Origin of the sequence: Pseudomonas sp. RIT778, assembly GCF_019718735.1 — a bacterium.
GTDB classification, from domain to species: Bacteria; Pseudomonadota; Gammaproteobacteria; order Pseudomonadales; family Pseudomonadaceae; genus Aquipseudomonas; species Aquipseudomonas aphyarum.
This window is the reverse complement of record NZ_JAIHBA010000028.1, coordinates 1-25,776: the sequence shown is the minus strand read 5'-3', so window position 1 is coordinate 25,776 and position 25,776 is coordinate 1. Positions and strand designations below refer to the sequence as shown.

The 25,776-nt window shown below is 58.9% G+C and carries 23 protein-coding genes; 13 read left to right on the top strand and 10 right to left on the bottom strand.

Annotation, left to right across the window (positions count from 1 at the left end):
• Positions 1-9: 9 nt before the first annotated feature.
• A complete protein-coding gene (gene pssA / locus K5E37_RS19750; protein ID WP_115078039.1) occupies positions 10-1,353 on the bottom strand; it encodes a CDP-diacylglycerol--serine O-phosphatidyltransferase in 1,344 nt (447 codons plus the stop codon).
• 255 nt (positions 1,354-1,608) lie between these two features.
• On the opposite strand from pssA, the gene K5E37_RS19745 reads away from it, so the two are divergent.
• Both K5E37_RS19745 and K5E37_RS19740 read left to right on the top strand, forming a co-directional pair.
• Positions 1,609-2,175, top strand: a complete 567-nt coding sequence (locus K5E37_RS19745; RefSeq protein ID WP_007951264.1) for a TetR/AcrR family transcriptional regulator — start codon at positions 1,609-1,611, stop codon at positions 2,173-2,175.
• A gap of 53 nt (positions 2,176-2,228) precedes the next feature.
• Positions 2,229-2,708, top strand: a complete 480-nt coding sequence (locus K5E37_RS19740) for a nuclear transport factor 2 family protein (RefSeq protein WP_039768666.1) — start codon at positions 2,229-2,231, stop codon at positions 2,706-2,708.
• Positions 2,709-2,750: 42 nt separating this feature from the next.
• On the opposite strand, the gene sfnG is transcribed toward K5E37_RS19740, so the two are convergent.
• Positions 2,751-3,845 (bottom strand): dimethylsulfone monooxygenase SfnG, encoded by a 1,095-nt coding sequence (gene sfnG / locus K5E37_RS19735; protein WP_221534910.1) that lies wholly within the window; start codon positions 3,843-3,845, stop codon positions 2,751-2,753.
• Positions 3,846-4,102: 257 nt separating this feature from the next.
• Between sfnG and K5E37_RS19730 the strand changes: the two genes are divergently transcribed.
• Positions 4,103-4,882, top strand: a complete 780-nt coding sequence (locus K5E37_RS19730) for a TSUP family transporter (protein WP_007951261.1) — start codon at positions 4,103-4,105, stop codon at positions 4,880-4,882.
• Here the strand turns inward: K5E37_RS19730 and nudC are convergent.
• The 3 genes from nudC to K5E37_RS19715 all read right to left on the bottom strand — a co-directional run bounded on the left by nudC (position 4,850) and on the right by K5E37_RS19715 (position 7,355).
• A complete protein-coding gene (gene nudC, locus K5E37_RS19725; protein ID WP_039768669.1) occupies positions 4,850-5,680 on the bottom strand; it encodes an NAD(+) diphosphatase in 831 nt (276 codons plus the stop codon). The two genes, K5E37_RS19730 and nudC, sit on opposite strands and share 33 nt — an antisense overlap.
• A gap of 6 nt (positions 5,681-5,686) precedes the next feature.
• A complete protein-coding gene (locus K5E37_RS19720) occupies positions 5,687-6,499 on the bottom strand; it encodes a crotonase/enoyl-CoA hydratase family protein (RefSeq protein WP_011334292.1) in 813 nt (270 codons plus the stop codon).
• An 82-nt stretch (positions 6,500-6,581) separates the two neighbouring features.
• Positions 6,582-7,355, bottom strand: a complete 774-nt coding sequence (locus K5E37_RS19715; RefSeq protein ID WP_085603417.1) for a class I SAM-dependent methyltransferase — start codon at positions 7,353-7,355, stop codon at positions 6,582-6,584.
• A gap of 158 nt (positions 7,356-7,513) precedes the next feature.
• On the opposite strand from K5E37_RS19715, the gene K5E37_RS19710 reads away from it, so the two are divergent.
• The 4 genes from K5E37_RS19710 (at position 7,514) to pncA (ending at position 10,027) form a co-directional block, all read left to right on the top strand.
• On the top strand, positions 7,514-8,047 hold the full coding sequence (locus K5E37_RS19710; RefSeq protein ID WP_221534909.1) for a tetratricopeptide repeat protein: 534 nt from the start codon (positions 7,514-7,516) through the stop codon (positions 8,045-8,047).
• A gap of 62 nt (positions 8,048-8,109) precedes the next feature.
• A complete protein-coding gene (locus K5E37_RS19705) occupies positions 8,110-8,595 on the top strand; it encodes a sigma-70 family RNA polymerase sigma factor (RefSeq protein ID WP_221534962.1) in 486 nt (161 codons plus the stop codon).
• Entirely contained in the window at positions 8,592-9,350 is a 759-nt protein-coding gene (locus K5E37_RS19700) for an anti-sigma factor (protein ID WP_085603411.1), read from the top strand. Before K5E37_RS19705 ends, K5E37_RS19700 begins: the two co-directional genes overlap by 4 nt.
• Positions 9,351-9,400: 50 nt before the next feature.
• Positions 9,401-10,027, top strand: coding sequence for a bifunctional nicotinamidase/pyrazinamidase (pncA, locus tag K5E37_RS19695; protein WP_221534908.1), 627 nt, complete (start codon positions 9,401-9,403; stop codon positions 10,025-10,027).
• Between the two features lie 132 nt (positions 10,028-10,159).
• Here the strand turns inward: pncA and K5E37_RS19690 are convergent, their stop codons facing one another.
• Positions 10,160-11,461 (bottom strand): ATP-binding protein, encoded by a 1,302-nt coding sequence (locus tag K5E37_RS19690; RefSeq protein WP_221534907.1) that lies wholly within the window; start codon positions 11,459-11,461, stop codon positions 10,160-10,162.
• Between the two features lie 4 nt (positions 11,462-11,465).
• Positions 11,466-12,167, bottom strand: a complete 702-nt coding sequence (locus K5E37_RS19685) for a response regulator transcription factor (protein WP_221534906.1) — start codon at positions 12,165-12,167, stop codon at positions 11,466-11,468.
• A 263-nt stretch (positions 12,168-12,430) separates the two neighbouring features.
• Between K5E37_RS19685 and K5E37_RS19680 the strand changes: the two genes are divergently transcribed.
• The 5 genes from K5E37_RS19680 (at position 12,431) to K5E37_RS19660 (ending at position 18,547) form a co-directional block, all read left to right on the top strand.
• Complete coding sequence (locus K5E37_RS19680) at positions 12,431-13,588, top strand: efflux RND transporter periplasmic adaptor subunit (RefSeq protein WP_221534905.1); 1,158 nt, start codon at positions 12,431-12,433, stop codon at positions 13,586-13,588.
• A 15-nt stretch (positions 13,589-13,603) separates the two neighbouring features.
• Entirely contained in the window at positions 13,604-16,702 is a 3,099-nt protein-coding gene (locus K5E37_RS19675) for an efflux RND transporter permease subunit (RefSeq protein ID WP_221534904.1), read from the top strand.
• A 126-nt stretch (positions 16,703-16,828) separates the two neighbouring features.
• Positions 16,829-17,287, top strand: coding sequence for a hypothetical protein (locus K5E37_RS19670; RefSeq protein WP_221534903.1), 459 nt, complete (start codon positions 16,829-16,831; stop codon positions 17,285-17,287).
• The gene (locus tag K5E37_RS19665; RefSeq protein ID WP_221534902.1) at positions 17,284-17,751 is read left to right on the top strand and encodes a hypothetical protein; all 468 of its coding nucleotides are present in this window, start codon (positions 17,284-17,286) and stop codon (positions 17,749-17,751) included. The genes K5E37_RS19670 and K5E37_RS19665 overlap by 4 nt, the downstream gene beginning before the upstream one ends.
• 154 nt (positions 17,752-17,905) lie before the next feature.
• Positions 17,906-18,547 (top strand): DUF1345 domain-containing protein, encoded by a 642-nt coding sequence (locus K5E37_RS19660; RefSeq protein ID WP_085603401.1) that lies wholly within the window; start codon positions 17,906-17,908, stop codon positions 18,545-18,547.
• Between the two features lie 52 nt (positions 18,548-18,599).
• Here the strand turns inward: K5E37_RS19660 and K5E37_RS19655 are convergent, their stop codons facing one another.
• The 3 genes from K5E37_RS19655 to K5E37_RS19645 form a co-directional block, all read right to left on the bottom strand.
• A complete protein-coding gene (locus tag K5E37_RS19655; protein ID WP_260404344.1) occupies positions 18,600-21,257 on the bottom strand; it encodes an autotransporter outer membrane beta-barrel domain-containing protein in 2,658 nt (885 codons plus the stop codon).
• A gap of 194 nt (positions 21,258-21,451) precedes the next feature.
• Positions 21,452-23,437 (bottom strand): hypothetical protein, encoded by a 1,986-nt coding sequence (locus tag K5E37_RS19650; protein WP_221534901.1) that lies wholly within the window; start codon positions 23,435-23,437, stop codon positions 21,452-21,454.
• 166 nt (positions 23,438-23,603) lie between these two features.
• A complete protein-coding gene (locus tag K5E37_RS19645; protein ID WP_085603397.1) occupies positions 23,604-24,425 on the bottom strand; it encodes a hypothetical protein in 822 nt (273 codons plus the stop codon).
• 237 nt (positions 24,426-24,662) lie between these two features.
• On the opposite strand from K5E37_RS19645, the gene K5E37_RS19640 reads away from it, so the two are divergent.
• The gene (locus K5E37_RS19640; RefSeq protein WP_311776188.1) at positions 24,663-25,691 is read left to right on the top strand and encodes a LacI family DNA-binding transcriptional regulator; all 1,029 of its coding nucleotides are present in this window, start codon (positions 24,663-24,665) and stop codon (positions 25,689-25,691) included.
• Positions 25,692-25,776: the final 85 nt, after the last annotated feature.

Genomic DNA, 25,776 nt, shown 5'->3' with positions numbered 1-25,776 from the left:
TTCTGTGCCTTACAGAATCCGGTACAGCAACCGCTCGACCCGCACCCGGCTCACACGCTTGAGGAACTTGGCCACGCCCGCCGGGTAATCCGGCAAGGCTTCCAGGTCCTGGAAACGTGCGATCCGCGTGGTGTGAACGAAGATGTTCTCCAGCTCCACGCGACGCGGTTCCAGCCACTCGCCTTTCGGGTCATCGATCAGCAAGGCGTTTTCCAGATCGAGACGGAACGCTCGCGGATTGAGGTTGTTGCCGGTCAGCAGCGTGTAGCGCTGGTCGATCCACATGCCCTTGAGGTGATAGCTGTTGTCGCCCTCACGCCACAGATGCAGGTTCAGCTGGCCGCTGTCGATGTTGCGCTGATGACGCTTGGCGAAACGGCGCAGGCTGATCTCGTAGAGATACGGCAGCGCGGCGATCACCTTGAACGGCTCGCTCGGCGGAATGTAGAAGTCGTTGGCGGTCTTGTCGCCGACCACGATGTCGATCTTCACACCGCGCGCCAGCGCCCGGTTGATCTCGCGGATCACCCCCAGCGGCAGGTTGAAGTAAGGCGTGCAGATGGTCAGTTGCTTCTGGGCGCTGGCGATCAGCTCCAGAATCACCCGGTTCAGCGGGTTGTTCTTGCCAACACCGAGCAACGGGCTGACCGACAGACCGGTATGCGCCGTGCTGCCGGCGCTGGTGTCGTAGGCCGCATATTTAAGGCGGCTGCGCAGATCGCCGATGTCGTTGCGCAGGCTGCGGGTGGTCGGCAGGTTCGGCAGGTCGAGGCGATGCACCGCTTTCGATTCGATCAGGCCGTGCTTGACCAGGTGGTGCATCGAGTCCGCCAGTTCGCGGCTCTGCAACACGTGATAACGGTCGAAGCGGTACTTGTCGAATTTGTGCAGGTAGACGTTGTTCAGGCTCGCACCGCTGTAGACCACGCAATCGTCGATCACGAAGCCTTTGAGGTGCAGCACGCCGAACAGCTCGCGGGTCTGCACCGGCACGCCGTAGACCGGCACCACGCTCTGGTGGGTGCGGGTCATTTCCTGATACCACGCCGAGTTGCCCGGCTGTTTGCCGGCGCCGATCAAGCCGCGCTGGGCCCGCAGCCAGTCGACGACCACCGCGATTTCAAGCTCGGGACGCTTGAGTTTGGCAGCGTGCAGGGCATCGAGGATTTCCTGGCCGGCTTCATCGTTTTGCAGATAAAGCGCGACGAGGTAGATGCGCTGGGTCGCCTGGGCGATTTTCTCCAGCAGGCAACGGCGGAAATCGGCGGCACCGGGCAGGATCGTCACGGCCTCGGCGGTCAGCGGAAAGCTGCGCAGTTTGGGCAGCAGAGAGCGTTTGAAAAGCAACGGCATAGGGCTCGCAATGGGTCGAATCCGAAGAACCCGAGAGCTTACACCATCAACTCCTTCGGGTCTTGTGAGTGTCTGTAATGACTTGACTGATCGTTGATCGTTCCCACGCTCTGCGTGGGAATGCCTCAAGGGACGCTCCGCGTTCCAGCTCTGGAAGGGACGCGGAGCGTCCCGGGCTGCATTCCCACGCGGAGCGTGGGAACGATCAATAAAAAACATTTGACCAAGGAGAACGATCGTTCTACTGTTTGCCACATGAACGAAATCACAAGCAACGACACGACCCGAGACATCATTCTGGATGTCACCGAAAAGTTGATCTACAAAAGTGGCATCGCGGCCACCGGCATGGATCTTCTGGTGAAAACCGCCGGCGTTTCCAGAAAGAGTATCTACCGCTACTTCGCCAACAAGGAGGAGTTGACCGTCGCCGCCCTGCAACGCCGCGACGTGCGCTGGATGCACTGGTACAGAAGCGCCGTCGATCAGGCCGAAACCCCGGCCGACCGTCTGCTCAACCTGTTTACCGTGCTCAAGGGCTGGTTCGCCTCGGAAGGTTTCCGGGGCTGCGCCTTCATCAACACCAGCGGTGAGACCGGCGATCCCGAGGATCCGGTGCGCCTGGTCGCCAAAGACCACAAACAGAAACTGCTCGACTACCTGTGCGAGCTGTGTACCGAACATGGAGCCGAGGACCCGCAACTGTTGGCCAAACAGCTGCTGATCCTGATTGACGGCGCCATTACCGTAGCGCTTGTGATGGGTGATCACAGTGCCGCCGATAATGCGCAATGCATGGCGCGAAAGTTATTGGACCTGTAACGCCTTAATAAGCCTGACAAGTTGTTTAACTGTTAATAGATCGGGAGACAAACATGTCTACTGCAGCCGAAGTTCGTCCGCCATTGCCACCGTTCAACCGTGAATCGGCCATTGAAAAAGTTCGTCTGGCCGAGGATGGCTGGAACTCCCGCGACCCGGAGCGCGTGTCGCTGGCCTACACCCTGGACACCAAATGGCGCAACCGTGCCGAATTCGCCAACAACCGCGAAGAAGCCAAGGGTTTCCTGACCCGCAAATGGGCCAAGGAACTGGATTACCGTCTGATCAAGGAACTCTGGGCCTACTCCGACACCCGCATCGCCGTGCGCTACGCCTACGAATGGCACGACGACTCGGGCAACTGGTTCCGTTCCTACGGCAACGAAAACTGGGAATTCGATGACAACGGGCTGATGTTCCAGCGCTACGCCTGCATCAACGACATGCCGATCAAGGAAAGCGAACGCAAGTTCCACTGGCCGCTGGGCCGCCGCCCGGATGATCATCCGGGGTTGTCCGAGCTGGGTCTGTAATTAAGTAGCCGATCCCTCCTGCACAGTGTGCAGGAGGGATTTTCAGGCAACTTCGGCAGCCCGGGCCGATTGCGCTTTGGCCTCGAGTTCTCGCACCAGCGGCAACACCCGCTGACCGAAATACTCCACCTCTTCCTGAAAATGCAGGAACCCCGCCAATACCAGATCAACCCCCACCGCTTTCAACGCCACGATCCGCTCGGCAATCTGCTGCGGCGTGCCGATCAGGTTGGTCTTGAAGCCGTCGTTGTACTGCACCAGATCTTCAAAGGTCGATTTGGCCCAGTTACCTTCACCTTCCGGCGACGCCCTGCCCGCCTGCTTCGCCGCATCACCGAACGCATTCACCGCTTCCGGGTCAGCCTGATCGATGATCTGCGCCAGCACCGCTTTGGCTTCCTCTTCGGTATCCCGGGCAATGACAAACGCATTCACCCCGATTTTGACTGAATGATGGTTCGCTGCCGCTTTGGCGCGAATGTCGTCGACCTGGGTCTTGATGCCCTCGACGCTGTTGCCATTGGTGAAATACCAGTCCGACACCCGTGCCGCCATGTCCCGCGCGGCACGGGAACTGCCACCCTGAAAGATTTCCGGGCGGCCCAGCGGTTTAGGCTTGAGGCTGTAGTTGTCGAAACGATAGAAATCGCCACGGAAGGTGAAGTTGTCCTGGCTCCAGATCCCTCGCAATGAGCGGATGAACTCTTCCGAGCGACGATAGCGCTCGTCGTGCTCGAGCCAATGTTCGCCGATGGCCTGGAACTCGTCCTTGAACCAGCCGCTGACGATGTTCACCGCGATCCGGCCGTTGGTGAGTTGATCGATGGTCGCCAACTGTTTGGCCGCCAGTGCTGGTTGCCACGGGCCGGGCAGAATGGCGGCGATGACTTTGAGCTTGCTGGTGGCGGCGAGCAACGCATGGCTGAACGCCACCGATTCATGCTGGAACTCGGCGCCGTAGCCGGCGGTGAAGCGGATTTGCGTCAAGGCGTATTCGAAACCCGCCGCCTCGGCCAGTTGCGCCAACTTGCGGTTGTAGTCGATGCCCCAGTCGGTGCGTTGTTCGATCTTGCTGACCACCAGCCCACCGCTGACGTTCGGCACCCAGTAGGCAAATTTCACGGCTTGCTGACTCATTGGCGTGTCCTCGGGACAGTTGATGAAGGTGAGAGAGGTAGAGCAGCAAGCGTGCCAGCCTCGATAGCCCGGTTTTATTGAGGCTTCAGGTGATCGGGATGCATGACGGGAGGGTGATTTGTTGTGTGCGTGTTGGCTGGGCAACAGTTGAACAGTCGGTGCCCGGGCCTTATGGGTCGCCGCAACACTTGGAAATGAGTAACATGACTGCCCTCCCCGCAGCCCTGTTCTGCGCCCTGCCGAAATAAGCCGATTCCATGCCTTTCGAACTCAGCGTTGACCTCACTACCCTGGCCGTTCTGGCCCTTGTCGCTTTCATTGCCGGATTCATCGACGCCATCGCCGGCGGTGGCGGTCTGTTGACCACGCCTGCGTTGCTCACCGCCGGCCTGCCGCCGCACCTGGTGCTGGGCACCAACAAACTGAGTTCGACCTTCGGTTCGGCCACCGCCAGTTTCACGTTCTACCGACGCAAGCTGTTTCACCCACGGCAGTGGATGCACGCCATCGTCGGCACGCTGGTCGGTGCGCTGACCGGCGCCGTCGTCGCCCACTATCTGCCGGCCGAATGGCTGAACAAGATGCTGCCTGTGATCGTCTTCGCCTGTGGCCTGTACCTGTTGTTTGGCGGCACGCCGAAAGCGCCGCTGGACAGCGACGCACCGATCAAGAAAAAGTGGCAATCGACCCAAGGCTTCAGCCTCGGTTTCTACGACGGCGTGGCCGGCCCCGGCACTGGCGCGTTCTGGACGGTCAGCAGCCTGCTGCTCTACCCGATCGATCTGGTCAAGGCCAGCGGCGTGGCGCGCAGCATGAACTTCGTCAGCAACATTGCGGCGCTGTCGGTGTTCGTGTTTTCCGGGCAGGTGGACTGGATCATCGGCCTGAGCATGGGCCTGTCGGTGATGGTCGGCGCGTTCTTCGGGGCGCGCACCGCGATCAGCGGCGGCGCCAAGTTCATTCGTCCGGTGTTCATCACCGTGGTGCTGGGGTTGACCGTGCGTCTAGCCTGGCAACACTGGTTCAGCGTGGCCTAAGCGCCGCGCCACATAGACGTCGATCAGGTAACGGGCAATCGATTTGGATGCCGGCAACGGCGGCAGATCGTGCACGTTGAACCACTGGGCGTCTTCGATCTCGTCTTCCTGGCAGACAATCTCGCCACCGGCGTATTCGGCATGGAAGCCGAGCATCATCGAGTGCGGGAACGGCCAGCACTGGCTGCCCATGTACTGAATGTTCTTCACCTCGATCTGCACTTCCTCGCGCACTTCGCGGATCAGGCAATCCTCGGCCGATTCCCCAGGCTCGGCAAACCCGGCCAGCGTGCTGTAGACCCCGGTGACGAAACGCGGTGAACGCGCCAGCAGCACTTCATCGCCACGGGTCACCAGCACGATCATGCTCGGCGAAATCCGCGGATAACTGCGCAGATCGCAAGGCTGGCAATACATCGCCCGCTCCCGCGGCACCTGGGTCATGGCCTGACCGCAATTGCCGCAGAAACGGTGTTCGCGCGCCCAAGTGCCAATCTGTGCGGCATAGCCCAGTACTTTGTAGATCGTGTGATCGCCGTCGAGCATGAACGCCCGCAAGCCTTTCCAGTTGCAACCCGGCACCTCGCTGGTGCTGCGCAGTTCCAGCAGATACACCGGTTCGCCATCGAGATGACCGATACCGTGCTCGGCAAGGATCGACAAGTCCTGACGCTTGAGCCATTCCCGGGGGAACAGCGCGCCGTTGTCATCGAACAGGAAACCCTCGGGGCTGCGCGCCACGGCCCAGCCGCCGGGTTGATCGGTGTCCAGTACTGCAGTGGTCCAGCGAGATGTCATGGTTTCTCAATCCAGAAATTCGGGTTTCTGTTTGCTCATATGGGCCGCCATGGCCACGCGCAAATCGTTGGATTGCAGCATGGCGGCGTTCCAGGTGGCAACGTACTCGAGACCGTCGTCGATGCGATGGTCGCGCATGTAGCTGATCATTTCCTTGGTGCCGGTGACCGCGATCGGCGACTTGCCGGCGATGTCCCGGGCAATGTCCATCACGCCTTCGATCAGGCCGTCCTTGTCGCTGTAGACGCGATTGACCAGACCGATGCTGCGCGCTTCTTCGGCGCCAAAGGTGCGACCGGTGTAAGCCAGCTCACGCAGCATGCCGTCACCGATGATCCGTGGCAACCGTTGCAAAGTGCCTACATCAGCCGCCATGCCGATATCGATTTCTTTAATAGAAAATTGCGCGTCTTCGGCAGCGTAACGCATGTCGCAGGCGGCGATCAGGTCGATGGCGCCGCCCAGGCAGTAACCCTGGATCGCCGCGAGTACCGGCTTGCGGCAATTATCGACGGCATTGAAGGAAGCTTGCAGGGTCAGGATCTTTTTGCGCAGCAGGCGCGCATTGCGGCCAACGTCCTTGCCCAGCTCATTGGCCACGCCGGCCAGCATCATCAGGTCGATGCCCGAGGAAAAGTGTTTGCCGGCGCCGCTGAGCACCACCACCCGCACTTCGTCGGTGTCGTCGATCCACTGGAACACCTCGACGATTTCACTCCAGAACGCGGCGTTCATCGAGTTGATCTTTTCCGGACGATTGATCTGCACATGGGCGATGTTGTCGGCCAGTTCGACGCTGAAGGCGGTGTATTGAGTCATGGCAGAAATCCTTTACCGGGCTGAAAATGAGGCCCGAACTATAACAAGGCATCAGCACGGCGGTTCGGCCAAATGCGGGACTCTAGCCGTTCTTCACCGCGACGAAGGCGGCGGTCTCGTAAGGCACCGTCACCACCTCCCTGCCCCGCAGTTGCGGCTCGCTGGCAATCAGTTCAGCAATCTGTTCGTCGATCCTTGCGCGCTGCAGGTCACTCAACGCGGCAATAAAACTGGTGGAGCGCACCCGGTTGAAAATCACATCTTCCGGCGAGCCGGTGTGGCCATGCTGAAAGTGTTGAGCCTGCAACGGCCCGAACGCCGGATGGGGAAAGGCCTTGCGCCATTCGCCGGTGTAGAAGCGCGGCGTGTCGCCTTCCAGCGCATTGACGATGGCGTCCAGCTTGGGCACCCAGTCGATCCGGGTGTCGCGCAGGTTCCAGATCAGGCCCAGTTTGCCGCCCGGTTTGAGCACCCGGGCGATTTCATCCAGCGCCTCGCGACTGGCAAACCAGTGAAAGGCCTGCGCGCAGACCACGGCATCCACCGAGGCATCGGGCAGCGGCAAATCCGTTGCCGTACCGCTGACGGCCAACACTTGCGGCCAGGCCAGTGACAGTTTTTCCAGCATCTGCGCCACCGGTTCCACGGCGATTACCTGGGCACCGGTCGCCACCAGCCGTCCGGTGAACTTGCCGGTGCCGGCGCCGAGGTCGATAACGGTCTTGTGGCCATCGAGGCCCAGCGTGCCCGTCAGCCACTCGCTGACGGCCGGCGGATAGTCGGGCCGGCCTTTGACGTAGGTATCGGCAGCGGTTTTGTAGCCGCTGGCGGCCGAGTGGTGAACCTGATCTTTCATGGCCAAACTCCCATGGTAGAACTGCAGATCGACAACGAATGCTGACGAGCATAGCGCCGGAAAAAGGGCTTTCCTTTAACAAAGCCTGACAAAGCAATGAATAAATTTTCACCCTGCGGTGTTCAAAGTGAAACATGACCCCCTGTGGAGCCTTGCCCATGACTATCCGTTCCGTTATGTTCGCCGCCCCGTTGCTGGTGGCCGCCGTTTTCGCGAGCCCCCTCGCCTTCGCCAATGGCGATGAAGAGGCGCCGGTGCAGAAACCCAACTGCCCCAAAGGCCAGGTGTTCGACACCAAAACGCAGAAGTGCGTGATGCAGACCAGCCATCTGGTGCCCGACGCCGACCGCACCGACTACGCCTATCGTCTGGCCAAGGACGGTCGATATGAAGAAGCCCTGGCCCTGCTCGACACGCTGGAACAACCGAACACCGCCAAGGCCCTCAACTATCGCGGTTACGCCACACGAAAACTGGGGCGCACCGACGAAGGCATCGGTTACTACCTGCAATCGGTCAAACTTGATCCGCAGTACGCGCAAGTCCGCGAATACCTGGGCGAAGCCTATGTGATCAAGGGGCGTGTCGATCTGGCGCAGGAGCAGTTGCAGCACATCCAGAAGATCTGCGGCACGACCTGCGAGGAATACCGGGACCTGGCCGAAGCCATCAACGATTCATCGAAAACCTGACACGACACGCGGAGGCGAACATTTTCAGCGATCAGGCCTTCAGAGCCGAACTCGGGCAACACCTGGCGCGCCTGTGGCGCTACGGCTTGCTGCTGTCGCGCAATCGGCACGTGGCCGAGGATCTGGTGCAAGCCACCTGCGTACGGGCGCTCGAGCGTTCGGGCCAGTACGTGGCCGGCACGCGTATGGATCGCTGGCTGCTGAGCATTCTGCATTCGATCTGGCTCAACGAAGTGCGCGCCCGCCGGGTGCGCCAGGGCCAGGGCGTGACAGACGCCGACAGCCAGCTGACCTTCGATGGCGAATACGCCGCGCAGACTCATGTGATGGCAGCGCAGGTGATCCGCCGGGTCGATGCGCTGCCGGAAACCCAGCGTGAAACGGTTTATCTCGCTTACGTCGAGGGCCTGTCCTACCGCGAAGTCGCCGAGATCCTGCAAGTGCCGATCGGCACGGTCATGAGCCGGCTGGCCACCGCGCGCCTGAAGCTGGCCGAATACCCGCCGCTGCAAGCGGTACCGAACACCCCCGCAGGAGACCGGCAATGAATGCGCCTTCCGACGAGCAACTGGTGGCGTATCTGGACGATGAACTGGACCGCGAACAGCGCAGCCAGCTCGACAGCCTCATCGCCGACGATCCGCTGCTGAGTCTGCGGGTGCAATGGCTGAGCCGCAGCAACCTGCCATTCAAGGCTGCCTACGACGAACTGGCGCAACAGGCGCCGCTCGATCGGCTGCAGGCCCGGCTCGATGCCGCGCCGTCACCGCAGAAGCCCGGTTTCAGCCGACGCTGGTTCATCGGCGCAGCGGCAGCGGGCGTGGCGCTCGCAGGTGTCGCGGCGGACCGATTGTTTCTGGCCTGGCAAGCGCAGCAATCGCACAACTGGCGCGAGCTGGTGGGCGATTACATGGCGCTGTATGTGCCGCAGACCCTCGAACATCTGCCCACTGATGAAGCCTCGCAATTGGCGCAGCTGCGAACCGTCGATGCGCGGCTCGGCGTGAGCCTGTCGCCGGCGAAACTGAAACTGCCCGGCGCGCAGTTCAAACGCGCGCAGCTGCTTGAATACGACGGCGTGCCCATCGCCCAGATGACCTGGCTCGACGCCACCCACGGCCCGCTGGCGCTGTGCGTCACGCGCACCAACAGCGGTAGCCAGCCGCTGGCCCATGAGCGCCGGCACGGGATGAACGTGGTGTACTGGACCGAACGCGAACATGCCTGGATGCTGATCGGCCATCACCCGGCTTCCGAGCTGGAAGACATGGCGAAAATGTTTAAATCCCGGCTGAACGTTTAAAGAATTTTGTCACTATGCTGCTCGGGTGATTTTCCAAGAAGGATGGATTTATGCCGATTTCGCCACGCACAGCCCTGCTGGTCATCGACGTGCAGAACGACTTCATTCCCGGTGGCCAGTTGGCCGTGCCAGAAGGTGACCTGATCGTTCCGCTGATCAACCGGCTCGCCGGGCAGTTCAAGCAAGTGGTCATCGCTCAGGACTGGCACCCGGCGGGCCACGCTTCGTTTGCCTCCAGCCATCCCGGCCGCCAGCCTTATGACGTGATTCAACTGCCGTATGGCGAGCAGACGCTGTGGCCGGATCACTGCATTCAGGGCTCACGCGGCGCCGAGTTTCACTCGGGCCTCGATCTGCCCCACGCGCAATTGATCATCCGTAAGGGCTGCAACCCGGACATCGACAGCTATTCGGCGTTTCTGGAAGCGGATCGTGTCACGACCACGGGTCTGGCCGGTTATCTGAAGGAACGCGGGATCGACACGGTGTACATGGTCGGTCTTGCGCTGGATTTCTGCGTGATGTTCTCCGCGCTGGACGCGCGGGCGGCGGGGTTCAATGCGTTTGTGGTGCTGGATGCGTGCCGGGCGATTGATTTGAATGGCTCGCTGGCGACGGCGATCGAGCGGATGCAGGTGGCCGGGGTTGGATTGATCCAGTCGACTGAGATCATCTAATCCAGAGCACTGATCGTTCCCATGCTCCGCGTGGGAACGCCGCCATGGACGCTCTGCGTCCACTGTGACGCGGAGCGTCACGGTATGCATTCCCACGCGGAGCGTGGGAACGATCATCAACGATCAGGGGCGCTAAACGGGGGTTGGCAGCCAGAGCCTGAACCGCGCCCCACCCAACGGCGACCCCTCCACCGTCAACGTCCCGCCCTGCGCTTCCAGCGCACGACGGCTGATCGCCAGCCCCAGGCCAAACCCGCCGGTCGCCCGATCGCGACTGCGATCCAGTCGATAGAACGGCTCGAAAATCCGCTCCCGCTCGTCTTCCGGAATGCCGATCCCGTCGTCATCCACCCAGATCTCACAGCCCTTCGGACAAACCTGCACGCCAATCTGAATGCGCTTCTCGCAGTAACGCATGGCGTTGCGCAACAGGTTCTGAATCGCTCGGGCCGTCAGGCGCGGGTCGAGGGAGAAGCGTTCCAGCTGGTTGTGCAGCAGCACATCGATGACGATTTCCGGGGATTCCAGTTCTTCGTCGACGCTGCCCAGAATGCTGTCGATGAACTCGTCCAGCGACACTTCGACCTGCTCCGGCAACTTCGCCGGGTTCTGCAGGCGACTGTAGGACAGCAACTCCAGCACCAACTCATCCAGTTCGCGAATGTGCGCAACCAGCCCTTGCAGGCGTTCGCGGCTGGCTTGCGGCAAGTCATCGGACAGCGCCAGCGCGAGGCCGAAGTCCAGGCGAGTCAGCGGCGTGCGCAGTTCGTGGGACACGGCGTTGAGCAGGTCACGCTGCTGGTTGAGCAGGTTTTCGATGTCGCCGGCCATGGTGTCGAACACATTGGCCAGACTGCCGATGTTGGAGCTTGCGCCAATCTGCGTGCGCTCGCTCAAATGGCCCTTGCCGAAACGTTCGGCCGTGCCCTTGAGGCGTTCCAGATCGCGCCAGTGCGGGCGAAACCAGAGCAACAGGCACGCCAGCAGACTGGCGCCGATCAGCACGTTGATGCTCCAGTACAACAGGTTCACGTCCATCGGATCCGGCGGCACCACCATCTGCACCGCCATTTCGTCGTTCAGCGGCGTGACCGCCAGCGTGCGCCAGCCCCAGTCGCCGACCCGCACCATGTTTTCGCCGCGCCGCAGACGTTCTTTCTCGATGTCGGTGAACCCGGCGTCATCGATACGGGCGAGCACGATGTGCAGCGGCTGAAAATCCTTGTCCATCGATGCCGCGAGCGCCGGCCACTGATCCTGCGGCACCGCGCGAAACTGCTTGGTGATCAGCGATTGCAGGCCACGGGAATAGTCGAGGTTGTAGGTGACGAATCGCTGTTTGAACGCCATCACCACCAGATCCGGCACCAGATAGATCGCCGCGCTGTAGGAAACGATCGTCACCAGATAGAGGCGAAACAGGATTCTGAACATCGAATCAGCATTCCCACTCGGAACGGCTGAACAGATAACCCTTGCCCCACACGGTCTTGATTTTGCGCGCCTCGCCGGCGTGGTCGTCAAACTTGCGTCGCAGCTTGGAGATTGCCACGTCCACCGAGCGATCGGTGCCGTTGAACTCGATGCCGCGCAGACGTTGCAGGATCTGGTCGCGGCTCAGCACTTCGCCGGCGTGTCGGGCGAGCACCACCAGCAGGTTGTATTCACCGCTGGACAGTTCCACCGGTTGTTCGCGCCAGGTCACCGTGCGCTCCGACAGGTCGATGCACAGATTGCCCATCAGGATCCGGTCATTGGCGGTCATCGGTTCGCCGAGGCTGCTGCGGCGCAATAAAGTACGGACCCGCGCCAGCAGGACGCGCGGCTCGCAGGGTTTGGTGACGTAATCGTCGGCGCCCATTTCCAAGCCCAGCACCTGATCGTGGCTGTCATCGCGGGCGGTGAGCATCAGGATCGGCAGCGTTGTCGAGTCGGCGCGCAACAGGCGACAGACCTGCAAGCCATCGAGGCCCGGCAGCATCAGGTCGAGAATCACCAGATCCGGCGGATTGAGCCGCGCCCGTTCGCGCACATGGTCGCCACGGCCAATCACGCTGACGGAGTAACCGTTGCGTTCGAGGTAACTGGAGATCAGTTCGGCGAGGGCGGTGTCGTCTTCGACCAAGAGGATGTTGGGCATTTAGGTGATCCAGAAATACAGTGGCGACCCATCGTCCGCTATCGCGAGCAGGCTCGCTCCCACATTTGGAATGCAATCCCTTGTGGGAGCGAGCCTGCTCGCGATGCTTTATCTGTCGCAATAAATATCAAGGCGTAAAGGATATACGCCCTCACTCGTCCCTGAGCAAAACCCTTACACAATTTCACACAGCGCCTACAAAGCTTCACCGCTACCCTCGGCGACTGTCCGTAGGATGCGCAGATCAATATTGGGGGTTGTACATGTCGAAGAATCTGCTGGCCGGGCTCGGCCTGATCGCATTGGCGCTGACGCTGAGTGCCTGTGATAAATCCTCGAACGCCGAGGAACAGGCGCCGCCGGCCACCGTGCGGATCGAAACCCTTGAGGCGCGCCCCCTGTCGATCAGCAGCGAACTCAGCGGGCGAATTGCCGCACCGCGCATTGCCGAAGTCCGCGCCCGAGTGGCTGGCGTCGTGCTGCAACGCACCTATCGCGAAGGCAGCGACGTGAAAAAGGGCGACGTACTGTTCCGCATCGATCCGGCACCATTCAAGGCTGACCTCGATAGCGCCGAAGCCGCCCTGCGCAAGGCCGAAGCCAACGCGTTCCAGGCAAAGCTGCAGGAACAGCGCTACGCACAGTTGATCGACGACCAGGCCATCAGCGCTCAGGACTACGACAACGCTCGCGCCAATGCCCGGCAGACCGCCGCCGACGTGGCCGCCAACAAGGCAGCCGTCGAGCGCGCGAAGCTGAATCTGGGCTACGCCACCGTCACCGCGCCGATTTCCGGGCGTGTCGGCCGAGCCCTGGTGACTGAAGGTGCGCTGGTCGGCCAGAACGAAACCACGCCCATGGCGCTGATCCAGCAACTGAACCCGATCCACGCCGACCTCACCCAGTCGACCCGTGAACTGAATGAGCTGCGTCGCGCCTTCCGTTCCGGCCAGTTGCAACAGGTCGGCCAGGATCAGGTCAAGGCCACACTGATCCAGGACGACGGCAGCCTCTATCCGTTGCCGGGCAAACTGCTGTTCAGCGACATCACGGTCGATCCGGGCACCGGTCAGATCATCCTGCGTAGCGAGTTTCCCAACCCGGATCTCGATCTGCTGCCCGGCAGCTACGTTCGCGTTCGCCTGGAACAAGGCGTGATTCAACACGGCCTGACCGTGCCGCAACGTGCGGTGCAGCGTGACAGCGCCGGTGTAGCGCAAGTCCTGACCGTCGACGATCAGATGCGCGTCGCCCAACAGCCGGTTCAGCTTGGCGCTGTGCAGAACGACCGTTGGATCGTCACCGGAGGCCTGAAGGCCGGCGACCGCATTGTCATCGAAGGCCTGCAACACGCCCGTCCGGGCGAAGTGGTGCAGATCGACGACACCCCTCTTCCACTTGCCCAGACCTCTGGTCAGTAAGCAGGACGCTCTTCTATGCCGCAGTTCTTTATCGACCGCCCGGTGTTCGCCTGGGTCGTCGCGTTGTTCATCCTGTTGGCCGGCGCGCTGGCCATCCCGCAATTGCCGGTGGCGCAATACCCCGACGTCGCGCCGCCGCAGATCGAAATCTATGCCGTGTACCCGGGCGCCTCGGCGCAGACCGTTGACGAAAGCGTGGTCAGCCTGATCGAGGAAGAGCTCAACGGCGCCGATCACCTGCTGTATTTCGAATCGCAAAGCAGCCTCGGCAGCGCCACGATCAAGGCCACTTTCCAGCCGGGCACCAACCCGGAACTGGCGCAGGTCGATGTACAGAACCGCCTCAAGGTGGTCGAGTCGCGTCTGCCGCAAGCGGTCAACCAGCAAGGCTTGCAGGTGGAGAAAGTCTCCGCCGGTTTCCTGCTGCTGATCACCCTCACCTCCAGCGACGGCAAGCTCGATGACGTGGCGCTCAGCGATTACCTGGCGCGCAACGTGATGAACGAGATCAAACGCATCGACGGCGTCGGCAAGGCCCAGTTGTATGGCGCCGAACGGGCGATGCGGATCTGGGTCGATCCGCAGAAGCTGATCGGTTTCAGCCTGACGCCGGCCGACGTCAACGCCGCCATCGTCGCGCAGAACGCTCAGGTATCGGCGGGCAGCATCGGCGATCTGCCGAACCCGAGCACTCAGGAAATCACCGCGACGATTCTGGTCAAGGGTCAGCTTTCGACACCGGAAGAGTTCGCCGACATCGTGCTCAAGGCCAACCCGGACGGTTCCACCGTGCGCATCAAGGATGTGGCGCGGGTCGAGATCGGCAGCCAGGAGTACCAGTTTGGCACCCGTCTGAATGGCAAGCCGTCCACCGCCGTCGGCGTGCAACTGGCGCCGGGCGCCAACGCCCTCAGCACCGCCACTTTGATCCGGGCGAAGATGGATGAACTGTCGCGCTACTTCCCGGCGGGCGTGGAATACAAGATCCCCTACGACACTTCGCCGTTCGTGAAGGTCTCGATCACCAAAGTGGTCTACACCCTCGGCGAGGCGATGCTGCTGGTATTTGCGGTGATGTTCCTGTTCCTGCAGAACATCCGCTACACCCTGATCCCGACGCTGGTGGTGCCCGTGGCGCTCATGGGCACCTTCGCGACCATGCTCGCGCTGGGTTTCTCGATCAACGTGCTGACCATGTTCGGCATGGTGCTGGCCATCGGCATTCTGGTGGACGACGCCATCGTGGTGGTGGAGAACGTCGAGCGGATCATGGCCACCGAAGGCCTGTCACCGAAAGAGGCGACGCGCAAGGCGATGACCCAGATCACCGGCGCGATCATCGGCATCACGCTGGTACTGGTGGCGGTGTTCATTCCGATGGCGTTCATGCAGGGTTCGGTGGGCGTCATCTATCGCCAGTTCTCACTGTCGATGGCCACTTCGATTCTGTTCTCGGCCTTCCTTGCCCTGACCTTGACCCCGGCACTGTGCGCAACCTTGCTCAAGCCGATCGCCAAGGGCGAGCACCACGAGAAAACCGGATTCTTCGGCTGGTTCAACCGCCGCTTCGAGCAACTGACTGATCGTTATCAGAGCTGGGTCGGCTACGCACTGAAACGCACCGGTCGTTATCTGCTGATCTACGTTGTGTTGCTGGTCGGGCTGGGCCTGTGCTTCGCGCGCCTGCCCTCCTCGTTCCTGCCGGTCGAGGATCAGGGTTACACCATCACCGACATTCAACTGCCGCCCGGCGCGAGCAAGAACCGTACGGTGCAGGTGGTCGAGCAGATCGAAGCGCACAACGCTGGCGAACCGGGTGTGGGCGACAGCACCGTGATTCTCGGTTTCAGCTTCTCCGGCAGCGGGCAGAACGCCGCGCTGGCGTTCACCACACTCAAGGACTGGTCGCAGCGTGGCAGCGATGACTCGGCAAGTTCGATTGCCGACCGCGCCAACATCGCCCTCAGCCAGATCAAGGACGCCGTGGCCTTCGCTGTGCTGCCGCCGCCGGTGGACGGCCTCGGTACGTCCAGCGGTTTCGAGTTCCGCTTGCAGGATCGCGGCGGCCTCGGTCATGCGACCCTGATGGAAGCGCGCACCCAGTTGCTGGCCGCCGCCGAGAAAAGCCCGATCCTGATGAACGTGCGTGAAAGCGCGCTGGCCGAAGCGCCGCAAGTACAGCTGGAAGTGGACCGCAAACAGGCCAACGCCCTAGGGGTTTCGTTCGCCGATGTTGGCAACGTACTGTCCACGGCCATCGGCTCTTCGTACGTCAATGACTTCCCCAATCAGGGGCGCATGCAACGCGTTGTCGTGCAGGCCGAAGGCGACCGGCGCAGTCAGGTCGATGACCTGCTGAAAATGCACGTGCGCAACGACGCCGGGAAAATGGTGCCGCTGTCGGCGTTCGTCCGAGCCACATGGACCCAGGGCCCGGCGCAACTGACCCGTTACAACGGCTACCCGGCAATCTCGATTTCCGGCGAACCGAAACCCGGCCACAGCACCGGCGAAGCCATGGCGGAAATCGAACGTTTGGTCGCCCAAGGGCCGAAGGGTCTGGGCCAGGAATGGACCGGTCTGTCGCTGCAGGAACGTTTGTCCGGCAGCCAGGCGCCGATTCTGCTCGGGCTGTCGCTGCTGATCGTGTTCCTGTGTCTGGCGGCGTTGTATGAGAGCTGGTCGATTCCGACTTCCGTGCTGCTCGTTGTACCGCTGGGTGTACTCGGCGCGGTGCTGGCGGTGACTCTGCGCGGGATGCCCAACGATGTGTTCTTCAAGGTCGGGTTGATCACCATCATCGGCCTGTCGGCGAAGAACGCGATTCTGATCATCGAGTTCGCCAAGAGTCTTTATGACGAAGGTCACGACCTGATTGACGCCACGTTGCAAGCGGCGCGCCTGCGGTTGCGGCCGATTGTCATGACTTCGCTGGCGTTCATTCTGGGAGTGGTGCCGCTGGCGATTGCCACGGGCGCCAGTTCTGCGAGCCAGCAAGCCATCGGCACCGGAGTGATTGGCGGGATGATTACCGCGACGTTGGCGGTGATTTTTGTGCCGGTGTTTTTTGTGGTGGTGGTGAAAGCCGTAACCCGATGGGCCGGCAAGAAATGAAATTTCGCTATAAGGCGATCGGTTTTTACACCTGTCAACTTTGACAGGTTCGCCGATCGCCCCAAGCCCTTAGGCTAGCTCCTGTCACGTTTGACTTAGCGTTTTGACTTGAATCAGGAGCTTCTCATGACGAATGTAAAGGACGATGCAAATCGCAATGCAAAGGGCACATTTACAGCCGACACAAGCGATCCCGAACTCCTAAAGTTTGTTGCAGAGGAAAAGCTCTATTCAACGGGTAATGGACGCTCCCTGCAAGGGTGGGCCTCATTGCCGGACTGGCAGAATGAACGCAGAAACATTTCCCTGAGATTCGTGAATGAGGGTGACATCGACAACCAGACTTTCGATTTCGCCGATGCTAATCCTCAGGCTTCGGCTAGCTGGTGGAAAAGTACATCCGGCTCCGGCGAACCCCCCTTCCTTGCGAAAAGCGGTACCGTCACTGTCACAGTGAACGCCACCACCGATGAGGCCAAGGCAACGTTCAACTTCGTTGCCGTGTCGCAGAACGGAAAAGAGCAAGTAACTGTTGAAGGGGAACTTGATCTGGCGCCCAACGACCAAGGGAGTGCCAAGCCATGAATGTTGCACAAGCAAAATCCGAAGGGACTTTGACCGCTAATGTCAAAGGACTCGAACCACCGGTAGAAGACAGTTACACAACGAAAACCGTCCACCTTACGGCACAGTTCGATTCGGCTTTCAATCAGCAAGCATGGAAGGCTCGGGGAGATTGGTCGATTGATGGCCGGCCGAAGCGGGATCTGAGCATTGTTCTGGACGTGTCACAGGACGCTAAAACGGACGTCTCCTACGACCTGATCTCGGATTCCGGTCTGGTCAGAGCGGTACTCGTGGAGCCTCTGGCGGTTGGCATTGATCCGTTCTACAGGGCAACTCAAGGTAAAGTCACCTTTACCAGCGTTCCTGCCCTCGGCTCGGACAAGGGGATAATTGAATCCAAATTCGAGTTCCTAGGCCAGAACGGTGATAGCCCTCCGAAAACCGTGACGATCTCCGAAGGCACGCTTCGAATCCAGAACTGATCCAGCTACACGCCCATCTTTCAGAAACAAAAAAACCTTGAGTGTCTTGTCGATGCTGACAGAGTCTCAAGGTTTCTTGTTTGCAGCCCCCCGCACCTGCCAGAACCCACACCCATGCTATGGTTTGCTCGACGCCGTCAACAAAGAGCTCTCCATGCGCTTCCTCGCCCGCACCCACCCTCGCCTCTCTGCCGCCTTCCTGCTCGGCCTCGCCGTCGGCCTGTTGGTACCCGCCGATTCCGTCATCAGTAAAATACTCATCGGCTGGAATGCCGGGGTCTGGACCTATCTGGTGCTGATGCTCTGGCTCACCGCCCGGGCCAAGGCGCCGGACGTCAAGCAGATCGCCGTCGTCGAAGATGAAAACGCCGGGCTGGTGCTGTTCGTGGTGTGTATTGCGGCGCTGGCAAGCCTGGCGGCCATCACCCTGGAACTTGTCGGCAGCAAGGACCTGGATACCCACCACAAACTGATGCATTACGGTTTTACCGCATTGACGGTCATCGGCTCATGGCTGCTGATCGGCGTGATTTTCTGCGTCCACTACGCCCGGCTGTTTTACACCTGGGACGGCAAGGAGCCCGCGCTGCGCTTTGCCGATGGCCTGACAACGCCCAACTATTGGGACTTTCTGTACTTCTCGTTCACCATCGGCGTGGCCGTGCAAACTGCGGATGTCGGCGTGGCGACACGGGAGATACGCAAGATCGTGCTGGCGCAGTCGTTGATCGGGTTTGTGTTCAACACCGCGATTCTGGGTTTCTCGATCAACATCGCCGCCGGGCTGTTCGGTTGAGCACAAAAAACGCCCCGGCATCTCTGCACGGGGCGTTTGTTGTTTCAGCGCATCAGAAGAAGTAACTGACCCGCAGGCTGCCACTCCAGTCCTGATTGACGGTATTACCTTTGCTGCCACCGACCTGACCGGAAACCTGCCAGTTGCGTTGCGCCGGTGTCCACTTCAAACCCGCTCCATATCCAACACCACTGCTGGCGCGATCGTCATCTAACCTGTCGTCGTTGATCTTGACCCGGTTGGCTTTGACAAACTCATGGTTGGCGCCCAGCGACAGGCTCGGTTCCAGCAGGCTGCCTTTTTCAAGGGCAATGACTCGACCACCCCTTACTCCAACATTGCCCTGAAGCGAACGCATGGTGTCGGCTTCGACTTCAAGGCCGTTGTCCAATCGATAGCTGTCGCTCTGAGTCACGCCGGTCGATACCCGAACCTGCGGCTCGACAAACCAGTCGTCTTTCAGGCGAATATGCTTGCCCACCGCCACCGAACCGCTGGCACCCAAAGCCTTGTAGCCGCCCTTGGCCCGCGTGCCGTCGCTCATGGTGACCTTGGCCTTGTTGTCGAACTGGTTGATCTTGACCATGACGTTGACGAACACACCACTTCCAACATCGTAGGTGCTGCCGTAGGCACCGGCATTCAGACTGTCGACCGTCGCGCTGGAGCCGTATTTGAGGTCCATGTTGGTGCGGCTGGCGCCCACGAAACCACCGACAACCCAGGCGCGGCCGGCAATGTCCACCGTCGTATCGGCACCACCGGTGATGCCGTTCGTGTTCTGACTGTAGCCATTGCCATAGGCATTCTTGACGCGGTACTGGTTGCCATTCGTACGCACCCAGACACTGTTACTCAATTTAGTGGTGTCACTGTCGCTGGCCGCGCGAAGCGAAGCGTCGGGTTGGAGGCTCAATCCACGATCACCGATCTGGTCGCTGAGCATGTTCATTTCCGCGTTCAATACGCTGCGGGCACTGCCGGCCAAAGCCAGGGCGGTGTTGGTCGAAGTGCTGACAGTTTCCTTGTCCGGGTCGAGGTACAGGCCCTGCCCGTCCTGCTTCAGTCGGTAAACGAATGTACCGGCATCCACCGTGTCTTTATTGGCCAGAGTAAAAGCAGCGGTGCCAGCGGCAATATTGCCGACTTTCACCGCATCTGCCGTAACCGGCGTAGTCCCCGTAGCCGAGATCAACAATTGGTGACGCCCGGTGGCATTGTCCGCCTCAATAAAATCAGTATTGCCATTACCCAGATCGGTCCCCATCACGAAGGTGCCATTACCCGAGAGATTGCCGACTTTCAGATGGAGGAACTGCTCGTTGGTACCCATCTGCACGACACCGTTGTTCATGCCCAGTTGCTGCACGGTGCTGTCGCCGGTCATGACCCATTGCGCAGCATTGTTGATGGTCAGATTGCCCGAGTTGTTGATCTGACCGGTGAGTACCGAACCGTTGTCCAGCAGGACACTGCCATTGGTATCGGTGGTGACGTTGCCGGTCAGCGTGCTGCCATTGTTCAGTGAGAGGCTGGCGACATTGTCGACGTTGCCGTTGATAACCGAGCCGTTGTTCAGGCTGACAGTGGCCGCGGTTCCCGCAGCGGCTTGTACATTGCCGTTCAGAACACTGCCGGTGTCGAGCACCGAACGAGCGACATTGCGCAAATCACCTTCGAGCGATGAACCATTGGTCAGTTGCACCAGAGCGGGACTCGCGCTATCCGCCAACACGTTACCAGTCATTGCGCTCGCGTCGAGGCTTACCTGGCCGACATTCTGCAAATCACCATTGAGCGTCGAGGCATTTTGCAAGGTAACGGTGGCCGAGCTGCCGGACTCCACAACAAAGTTGCCCGTGAGGTCGCTGCGATCCGCTTTGAAATTGACTGCGGCCCCATCGTTGACCTCCACCATCGTGCCATTGGCGCCGATCAGTCGAGTACCGTTGGTAGCGTCGATATTCGCAGTGATTCCCGACCTGTCCTGAAAACCGACAACGATGGCAGCACCCGCTTTACCTTCGACCGTGGTGCTATCCAGTTTTATTGTGGAGGTTCTGACCCCGGCAATTTCACGACCGATTTGTAAACCGTTCAATCCACCGGTAATCGTACTGCCGACAGCATTGAGATCGGCATTGCTCAAGCGAACGCCATAAGCCGTCGAACTGGTGGCCTCGATGGATGAATTCGCAAGATTGATCTGGCTGAACCCGGTCGCCAGAGCGCCACCGTTGAGCGCGACAACAGAACTGTTGTTCGTGAGGAAAACCCTGGAGCCGATCTGCCCCGAATTGTTGCGGATCAGTTGCAGGCCGATGTCGTCGCTGGTGACCGTGCTGTTGTCGAAGTTTGCAGTGCTGTCGTTGACCATTACCGCAAATCCACCGCCGATACGATCAACGGACGCGTTGGTTAGATTGAACGTTGAATTAAGTCTTCCATCGAGGCGCCCCGCACTCCCACCGTTATTGTTGAATGTCGCGCCCTGAGCGGTCACGTCGAGTGCCTGGGCACCGTTGGAAATGAGCGTAGAGCCGGGATTCAACGTCCAGTCTTCGGCGGGTAACGTGTTGTCAATGGTATGAGTCGTGCCGCCAGGAACGGTCCCGGCCTGTACGGACGCAGCGAGAAACACAAATGATGAGAGCGCCGAAAGTGCGCATCCTTTGACAATTGTTCTGGAACGCAATGACGACATTGGCATAGGAAAAAACTCTTACATGAAGTTGTCGGAATATCCGCTGAAGCAGGATTTGCGGGGCGGGAGACTACAGACCAACCCCACATACATCTGTAGGACAAGTCCTCTTTTGTAGCCGGACATACCTTCATAACTCGTAAGTGAAACCGTTACCTGGCTCACAGTCTCCCTGTAAGCCAGGCACGGTCGGTAGTTACTTACTCGCTGCCATCGCAGAACTTGCTACTGGTATTGCGCACGTTGACCCTGTGCAGGACTTCCGGTGATTTGTAGAGTGTTCCGGCGATCGTGGTTTCGTACCATACATATACGTAGTTAAAGTCGGGGGTTCCTGGAAATGGCACGATCGGACCTTGCAATGTCTTGAGATAAGTGAAGTTGACATCAAAAATGGTTTGCACCCCGGCAACAACCTGTTTCGTCTCCGAGTGAGGAGTACCGATTGGTATATTCATTGCGACGTCGTCATAACCTACGGCATGCAGCGTGATGCTTTGACCTGCCGGCAGCGAACTTTGCCCTTGTGGCACGGCCACACGCCATAGAAGCTCGCCTCCAACCAGGTCGAACGAAGGGCAACTGCATACTCTGTCGGTATTGAAAGTCCTCGCCGCGTGCTCCTCCAGCTTGACCTCATTAGCCTCGAAGTTAACATCGGTCGGGGTTTTCTGTTTGACAGTAGCGTCAACATCCAGATAACGAATGTCGCAATACGCTTTTTTTATACCAGTGCCATGAACAGAGACTGTAGCGAAGTCTACATATATTGAGGCCTCTGTATCGGTCGGCTCAATGGTTGTATCCCCCATGAACTTTTCGTTGTAATGGAAGCCCACCGTTGCAGTACCGGACAGTGGATCACCAACGTCCATTTCCCACATTTTGAACGTAAATTTAATCGGCTCCCCAAAGTCACCTGGAACGAGGTGATTTAGAGTACGTGTGTCGCCGGTAACCTCAACAGGTGGAATGTTCTCACTATCAAGATCCGGCTCCGGTATCAATCCTATCTCTGGCCGCTTATTGTTCAAATATACCGTGGTTACCTGTTTCGAATCCTGAGCAGCTGCAGAACCCTCTTTGTAGGTGTAGGTAAGTTTTGCGGCAACCTCGACAGTTGACGTGCCAATCGCAGCAGCATATGCATCGTAGGTCATATCAAATTCCAGCCCTCCCGATGCGCCCAAAGGCTTACTGCCAAGGACTTCATTTTCCAGCTTGACTTCAATAATTGCTCCCGCAGCACCGTTCGTAGGCCGAGGCAGGTTGACCTTTACGGTTTTGCTTACACCATTTACAACAGGGTTGAAGTGTTTCAGCGTCAGCACGGTGGTGCCATCGGTACCGGCTTCTGGAACTTCAAGAGGGAAAAATACAACTGCCGGTGGCTGCTGGATTGCAAGGTCCTTTTTGGGTATCGAATCGCCGCTCCTGAATCCGGCGACGTCAACAATATTGGTGAGTTGATAAAGTGATACATTACCCAGTGCGCGTAGGACGTCATTACCTAAAACAAACTCTCCGCTCGCATTCAGCGTCCCGCTAAAAATCGGAGTTTGCGAACTCGAGGGCAAAGCTCTCGTATTCAAATAGAAGTTATGAATATCTTCCGCATGACTAAAAGGATAAGTTGTGACTGGCTTGCACCTGAGCCCTCCTGGATTGTTGTTAAACCAAGCCTGATTCAGGATGCCATCGGCCGGCGCATTCACATACGCAACCGCCGGGACAAGGCCTCTGCCTGAAGGGGTTTTCCTTGCGTATGGCCCACGATACCTGGCCAACACGGTAGTAGGAGCCGTGGAATGGTCCTCGTTGCCGTCGCCATCGTAAACCGCGAACCGAAATAAATAAGGAGTAGGATCTTCCGGCGCTGTATGTTCAGGAATGTCGGTTATTTTCAATGCATACATCAACGGTACGTTGGCGCCCTCCAGGTTTTTTGACTCAAGAGGCGTGACCGTGCCGTCCGGATTAACCCGTTCAAGTGTTGCCGTCCCACTGGCCGAGTTGTTCAATCCAGAAAGTTCGATGTCGACAGTCCCTCTGTCAAAATCAGCCTTTTTAACTCGCCCATTCACTGCGAGGTTAGCAATAACCGGTGGATCAGAAAGGACGCCGCCACCTGCATTCGCACTTTTCGCACTTTTTGTATCAGCAGGAATTTTTTCTTCGATAGTCATTTCACACGCTCCATGATGAGAATAGAAAAGCTGTTACTCAAGAACACTTACCAAAATGACCAGAGTCTTTCAGGGAGTTACGTGTTTCTGAAGACCCTTTCCATTCAATCGGCAAGAACCATCCACCCGAAAAACAACAAGCGAAGTGCTCGTTATGACGGCACAACTATCCAGGTATTGTTGTATCGATTTTTACCAACGCAGATCCGGACTGCGCAACCAACCTCCCTCCACTGTAAATTTTACCCACCACTAACGCCGATTGAATGACCACACCAGGCGTTAACGGCTTTATAAACCTTTCGTACGGTATGAGCATTCTGAAACCTTTCGAATTATCCTCGGCACTCAACTCTCTCTCAAAAGTACCAAATGTTTCGCTAACTTCGCCTACACCGTTGAGACTTTCACATCCTCTCCATTCCAATATATAAAGATCTTTGGGACTGCCAATCACTTGAGGCAAAACTTCAATCCACCCACCCCCGCTGAGAGCGGGAAGAATAATACAGTTCCAGTACCCCCAGAAAGTCGTGTGAAGAAACTTTACTTCGGGTAATGGCCGAACTGGAATCTGCGTGTGATCGATTGTCAGTTTCCGCCGGGGCGCGGGATCGTCGTTACCGTCCGCGTCAGTGACCAGATAATACAACCAGGCAACTCCGCTTTTGCTCAACAATAAAGGAGTAAGCGGTATCTGAATCTCAGTAATACTCACTGGCACGTAAGGCTTGTCGTGAATCGTCGTTATACTTCCGAGCTGTTCGAAAAACACTTGCAACCTGTCCGGCCTTTTTGGATCAGCCGAATAGTCCTTCCATCTCGGTACTCTCGCAATAGTCCCGCCTGTAGATTCTGGAGGTGTGAGATTACCCTCGACATCACTCGGGTCTACACCGTCAACTTTTATAATGTCGGCAAGAATACCGCCTCCCGCTGAATTAACTGTTCCCGCGGAAGTGGGTGCCTTATTGGTCGATATCGACATTTTTCATAACCTGCCATCAAAATTGATGATTGGAATCTGATGAAAATAAAAAGCTGTTCGTTGGGTAAAAGTAAACATCTGATCTCCTGCGCTGCCTACTGTCAGATCTGACAGGTATTGCTACCGTCTGTCGGACTTATCCGACTTCCACCCGGCTACGCAAAGCATCTTCACTTGACGCCACCAAAGGGTTTGGTGTCTCCTGAAACCGGTTTCAGACAATAAGAAGACCCACCCGTGAACGATTTCTCCGCCGCCCAGCGCAGCCGCGTCACCATGCTCGACGTCGCCGAACACGCAGGCGTGTCCAAGGCCAGCGTCTCGCGCTTCATTGGTGACGACCGCGCCCTGCTCTCGGATGCCATCGCCCAGCGCATCGAGCAGGCCATTGCCGAACTCGGCTATCGCCCCAATCAAATGGCCCGCGGCCTGAAACGCGGCCGCACGCGCCTGATCGGCATGCTGGTGGCCGATATCCGCAACCCTTATTCGATTGCCGTGATGCACGGCGTGGAAACCGCCTGCCGCCGGCACGGTTACAGCCTGGTGGTGTGCAACACCGACCGCGATGACGAGCAGGAACGCCAGCACCTGGCGCTGTTGCGCTCGTACAACATCGAAGGGCTGATCGTGAACACCCTGGGCCATCACCGGGATGAACTGGATGAGTTGAAGCGGGAAATGCCGCTGGTGCTGGTGGATCGCAAAGTCGAGGGGCTGGACAGCGACATGGTCGGGCTGAACAACCCGCAGGCCATCGAGATGGCGCTCGAACATCTTCAGCAGCGTGGCTATCGCGATGTGTTGCTGGTGACGGAACCCTATGACGGCACCAGTTCGCGGATCGAGCGGGTCAGCGGTTTTCAGCAGCAGATTGGCCAGCGTGAAGACATGCGTGGCGCGGTGCTGGAAACCGGCCCAAGCCTAGCGAACGATCTTCAAATCTTTTTGAACACACCTGATAACGGCCCGAAAGCCCTGTTCTGCGCCAATGGCGTGGCGGCGCTGGCCTGTACCATGGCCTTACGCGAGATTGGCTGCCGGCTGTTCGAGGCTGTCGGGCTGATCGCGCTGGATGATCTGGATTGGTATCCGTTGGTAGGCAGCGGAATCACCGCCCTCGCCCAGCCTACAGAGGAGATTGGTGCGCGGGCGTTTGAGTGTTTGCTCAAGCGGTTGCGTGGGGATGATGAAGCGGCGCGGATACTGGATTTTGCGCCTGTGTTGATCGAGCGCGGTTCGACCCTTGGACTTTGCGGTGACTGATGCGGCCTCTTCGCGGGCAAGCCCGCTCCCACAGGTGTTCGGGTGTACTCGAGAACTGTTAACGACGCTATATCTGTGGGAGCGG